Source organism: Arthrobacter sp. Bi26 (assembly GCF_918697925.1).
In the GTDB taxonomy this organism is placed as follows: Bacteria; Actinomycetota; Actinomycetes; order Actinomycetales; family Micrococcaceae; genus Arthrobacter.
Genome location: NZ_CAKKMF010000164.1, coordinates 1 through 4790 on the forward strand (window position 1 = coordinate 1; position 4790 = coordinate 4790).

The 4790-nt window shown below is 64.5% G+C and carries 5 protein-coding genes; 2 read left to right on the forward strand and 3 right to left on the reverse strand.

Annotated features, from left to right (window positions below; translation table 11 throughout):
- A partial coding sequence (locus tag LQV16_RS22825) for an FAD-dependent oxidoreductase (RefSeq protein ID WP_229996123.1) occupies positions 1-764 on the reverse strand: 764 nt, incomplete at its 3' end.
- Positions 761-2101 (reverse strand): serine hydroxymethyltransferase, encoded by a 1341-nt coding sequence (gene glyA / locus LQV16_RS22830; RefSeq protein ID WP_290369416.1) that lies wholly within the window; start codon positions 2099-2101, stop codon positions 761-763. The genes LQV16_RS22825 and glyA, both read right to left, overlap by 4 nt.
- Before the next feature lie 143 nt (positions 2102-2244).
- On the opposite strand from glyA, the gene LQV16_RS22835 reads away from it, so the two are divergent.
- A complete protein-coding gene (locus LQV16_RS22835) occupies positions 2245-2916 on the forward strand; it encodes a GntR family transcriptional regulator (RefSeq protein WP_229996124.1) in 672 nt (223 codons plus the stop codon).
- Here the strand turns inward: LQV16_RS22835 and LQV16_RS22840 are convergent.
- Positions 2913-3791 carry an IclR family transcriptional regulator gene (locus LQV16_RS22840; protein ID WP_229996125.1) on the reverse strand — a complete coding sequence of 293 codons (879 nt, stop codon included), beginning with the start codon at positions 3789-3791 and terminating at the stop codon, positions 2913-2915. The genes LQV16_RS22835 and LQV16_RS22840 overlap by 4 nt on opposite strands.
- 285 nt (positions 3792-4076) lie before the next feature.
- Here LQV16_RS22840 and LQV16_RS22845 point away from each other — a divergent pair, with 285 nt between their 5' ends.
- Positions 4077-4787: an isochorismatase family protein gene (locus tag LQV16_RS22845; protein WP_229996126.1), complete on the forward strand. Its 711-nt coding sequence runs from the start codon at positions 4077-4079 to the stop codon at positions 4785-4787.
- Positions 4788-4790: the final 3 nt, after the last annotated feature.

The window sequence follows — 4790 nt, forward strand, 5'->3', positions numbered from 1 at the left end:
TCGGACACCAGTGCCTGGAGGGGGTGGGACTGGATGGGGAGCCGGAACCCTGCCATTTCTGCCAGGACCGAGCTGTGCCCGGCGGCGCACAGGCCCACTTTTTCGGTGTTGATGGTGCCGCGGTTGGTTTTGACGCCCACCACGCGGTTGCCGTCCTTGACGAAGCCGGTGACTTCGCAGTTCTGGATGATGTCCACGCCCAGCTCGTCGCACTTGCGGGCGAACGCCCAGGCGACGTGGTCGTGCTTGGCGATGCCGGCGCGCGGCTGGTAGGTGGCGCCCATGACCGGGTAGCGGATGTTGTCGTTGATGTTCAGGATGGGGCAGAGTTCCTTGACCTGCTGCGGGTCCAGCCACTCGGCGTCCACGCCGTTGAGCTTGTTGGCGCCGACGCGGCGGACGCTCTCGCGGACGTCGCCCAGGGTGTGGGCCAGGTTCATGACCCCGCGCTGGCTGAACAGGAAGTCGTATTCGAGTTCTTCCGGCAGGATCTCCCAGAGCTTCAACGCGTGCTCGTAGATCGCCGCGCTCTCGTCCCAGAGGTAGTTGGAACGGATGATAGTGGTATTCCGGGCCATGTTGCCGCCGGCGAGCCAGCCCTTTTCCAGGATGGCGATGTTGGTCATCCCGTGGTTCTTGGCCAGGTAGTACGCCGTCGCCAGCCCGTGTCCGCCGCCGCCAACAATGACCGCGTCGTAGGAGGGCTTGGGGTCCGGGTTGTGCCAGAGGAAGTCCGGGTGCTCCGGCAGGTGTTCGGTGGTCATTGTGCTGCTCCAATCAGTTCTGCCTCAAGCCCGGTTGCCGCTGTGCCGGCGCCAAGGTGCGGGTAGAGGGGGAATTGTGCGGCCAGGGCGCTGACACGTCCGCGCAGTTCGGCGGCTGTGTCAGCGCTGAGTTCGTTCCCGGGCGCCTGTGCGGTGAGGGCGGAGGCGATGATGTCTGCCACCTCCGTGAACTCCGCGGCACCGAAGCCGCGGGTGGCCAGGGCCGGGGTGCCGATCCGCAGACCGGAGGAGACCATGGGCGGGCGGGGGTCGAACGGGACGGCGTTGCGGTTGACGGTGATGCCGATCCGGTGCAGCCGGTCTTCGGCCTGCTGCCCGTCCAGTTCCGAGTTCCGCAGGTCCACCAGTACCAGGTGCACGTCGGTGCCGCCGTTGACCACGGAGATCCCGGCTGCTGCGACGTCGTCCTTCAGGAGCCGGGACGCGAGGATCTTGGCGCCTTCGAGGGTGCGTTCCTGGCGTGCCTTGAACTCGGGGGAGGCGGCGATCTTGAAGGCCACTGCCTTGGCCGCGACCACGTGTTCCAGCGGGCCGCCCTGCTGGCCGGGGAACACGGCGCTGTTGATCTTGCGCGCGTACTCCTCCTTGCCCAGGATCACCCCGCCGCGCGGGCCTCCGAGGGTCTTGTGCGTGGTGGTCGTGACGACATCGGCGTAAGGGACCGGGTTCGGATGCAGTCCGGCGGCCACGAGGCCGGCGAAGTGCGCCATGTCCACCATGAGGTAGGCGCCCACGAGGTCGGCGATGCGCCGGAACTCGGCGAAGTCCAGCTGCCGGGAGTAGGCGGACCATCCGGCCACGATCATCTTGGGCCGGTGCTCGAGGGCCAGGGCCTCCACCTCGGCCATATCCACCAGGTGGTTGTGCTCGCTCACGTGGTACGGGACCACGTTGTAGAGCTTGCCGGAGAAGTTGATCTTCATCCCGTGGGTGAGGTGGCCGCCGTGGGCCAGGGCCAGTCCCATGATGGTGTCGCCCGGTTCCAGGAGAGCGAACATGGTGGCGGCGTTGGCCTGGGCGCCCGAATGGGGCTGCACGTTGGCGTACTCGGCGCCGAACAAGGCCTTGACCCGGTCGATGGCGAGCTGTTCGATCACATCGACGTGCTCGCAGCCGCCGTAGTAGCGCTTGCCCGGGTAGCCCTCGGCGTACTTGTTGGTGAGCACCGAACCCTGCGCCTCCATGACCCCCGCAGGGGCGAAATTCTCGGACGCAATCATCTCAAGGGTGGACTGCTGGCGCGTCAGTTCCCTCGCCACGGCCTGTTCGACCTCGGGATCGACTACGGAAAGTCGCTCGTTCAACTGCTCAACCACGGTTGCTCCTTTGAAATACCACTGTTGTTATGACTGATATATCAGTGTGAGGTCAATGCTATGATTGGAATCACACCGGAGTCAATAGCCGGAAGCCAAGTGGAACCGGGCTTCCGTTTGGAAACCAGGAACGGAGCCGAGCTGTGAATGCACTGACTGTCTTGCCGCCCGCAGAAGACGAAGTCCTGTCCCAGGCCGAGGCCGCGTACCGGCAGTTGCGCGACAGGCTGATCATGCTCGACATCCGCCCGGGCGAACCCATCAACGACGGGCAGTTGGCCGCCGAGCTCGGCTTCGGGCGCACTCCCGTGCGCGAGGCGATCAAGCGGCTGGAAGTGGACCACCTGGTGGTTTCCTATCCGCGCCGGGGTACCTTTGCCACCACCGTGGACTTCACGGAACTGGCCGACGTCTCGGAAATCCGGGAACTGCTGGAACCGCTGGCGGCGCGCCGGGCGGCAACGCGGGCCAACGCCGCCATGCGCCGCGAACTGTTGGACGTCGCCAAGACCATTGCGGAACTGGCCCCGAGCCCCGCAGAGTCACGGGAGCTGATGCGCTACGACCTGACAGTGCACCGTCTGATCTACCGGGCCGCTGCCAACCCGCACCTGGAAGACACACTGATCCGCTACGACAACCTGGCCACCCGCATCTGGTGCCTGGTCCTGGATAAGGTCCCCTCGGTCAGCGGGCACGTCAACGAGCACGTGGAGCTGCTCAAGGCGGTGGCCGAAGGCGACGCGGACAGGGCGGCCGAGCTCGCCCTGCACCACGTCACCAGCTTCGAGGAGACCATCCGGAAGGTGCTCTAGGAGTCCCCCTCCGGGCGCTCCAGAGCCTGATAGCCCAGCCTGGCCGAGACGGCGGCGGCGGCGGCCATCACGTTGGCTGCCAGCACGTCGATCACAGATTCCGGAACCCGGGACTTTGGTGCTGAAACCGTAATGCAGCCGACCGCGGCGCCTTTGTAATCGCGCACCAACGCCGAGACGCCAAACTCCTCGGGCGTGGTGAGTCCGTCATTGACGGCGTAGCCGGCTTCCCGGTTGGCGTTCAACTGTTCCGCAAAATCCGGAGCCGGGTCACTGCCTGGTTTGAGTGTAACCACCCCCTGCTCGAGCAGGCTGGCTGCCTTCGGCTCTGGCAGGTCGGCCAGAAACATGCGCACCGAAGAACTTTCAAACTTGCTGTACCGGGTACCGATGGCAGCCGTGTGTTTGACCAGGTGCGGACTGGGAATCTGCTCCACCACCACGGCCTCGGATCCGTTCCATACGGCCAGCGCACTGGTCTCGAGCGTGGCCTCGGTGAGCCGCTCCAGTTCCGGATAGGCCACCCGGCGCACGTCAAGCTGTGCCAGCAAGGGCCCCGAAAGGGCAATGAGCCCGAGGCCCAGGCGAAAACGTCCGGTCTCATCATCGCGCTGCACATAGCGGGCTTTCTCCAGTCCCGCCAGAATCCGGGAGACCGTGCTCTTGTGCAGGCCGACACGCTGGGCAATTTCCGTAACACCGAGGACGGGTTTTTCGATCGAAAACGCTTCGAGGACCCCCAGCCCATTCAGCAATGACGCCGCGGCGCCCTGAGGGGCTTCGTCACTCTGACGTGGCCTGCCTGCCATGTTCCATCCCGTTTCTAAGTCTGTCGTATCTGTCTGCGGCCCGCATTGGAGGGCCCAATTTAGCAATCATAGGTCCGACGGCGGGCCTTGCCTCAAACGGCGGACCGCCGTCATATCCGCTAGAACCCTTGTGGAGTTGCTGAACGAGCAACTATATTGATCATGCAGCAACAAAATGTGAACCAGGTCACTTCCATCGGCGGCCGGGCCCGCAGTCCCCGGACTCAGGCTCCGCACGAAATGCAAATTAAACATTGCTGACATCTCAGTTGCGCATACAGCAACTAATTTGATTCGAAAGCAACTCACTAGTCGTGATGGATCGCCGTCAATCAATCCAAGGAGAAACCCATGAGCCAGGACCTCAACACCCAGCTGAACGAACTGCTCGAGAAGGCCTTTGCCGCCGGCACCGAGCAGTACCACGAACTCGGCTTCAAGCGCCGCGTCGGCTACGGCAGCCGGCCGGCCATCATCCACATCGACATGGCCAACGCCTGGACCCGCGAGGGCCACGCCTTCACCTGCGAAAACATGGACACGATCATCCCGGCCTGCCAGGCGCTGAACGACGCCGCCCGGGAAAAGGGCATCCCGGTCATCTACACCACCACCGCGTACGACATCACCGACCGCTCCAAGGCCTCCGACATGGGCCTGTGGTCCTCCAAGATCCCGGTCGAGCTGCTCGCCGAGGGACTGGACGCCGTCAAGATCGATGACCGCATCGCCCCCGAGCCCGGCGAACTCGTCATCACGAAAAAGCGCGCCAGCGCGTTCCCCGGCACCAACCTTCAGCAGTTCCTGACCGTCAACCGCATCGACACCGTGATCATCACCGGCGTCACCGCCGCCGGCTGCGTCCGCCACACCGTCGAGGACGCCATCGCCGAAGGCTTCCGCCCCATCGTGGTCCGCGAAGCCGTCGGGGACCGCGTCGCCGGGACCGTCGCCTGGAACCTCTTCGACATCGACTCCAAATTCGGCGACGTCGAACCCCTCAGCAACGTCCTCGACTACCTCAACAACCTCCCCAAGTTCAGCGAAACCACCACCCCCTAACCC

What these genes read in the sequence shown, in the direction of transcription:
- LQV16_RS22845 (WP_229996126.1), top strand. Translation starts at nt 4,077, where the DNA reads ATGAGCCAGGACCTCAACACCCAGCTGAACGAACTGCTCGAGAAGGCC.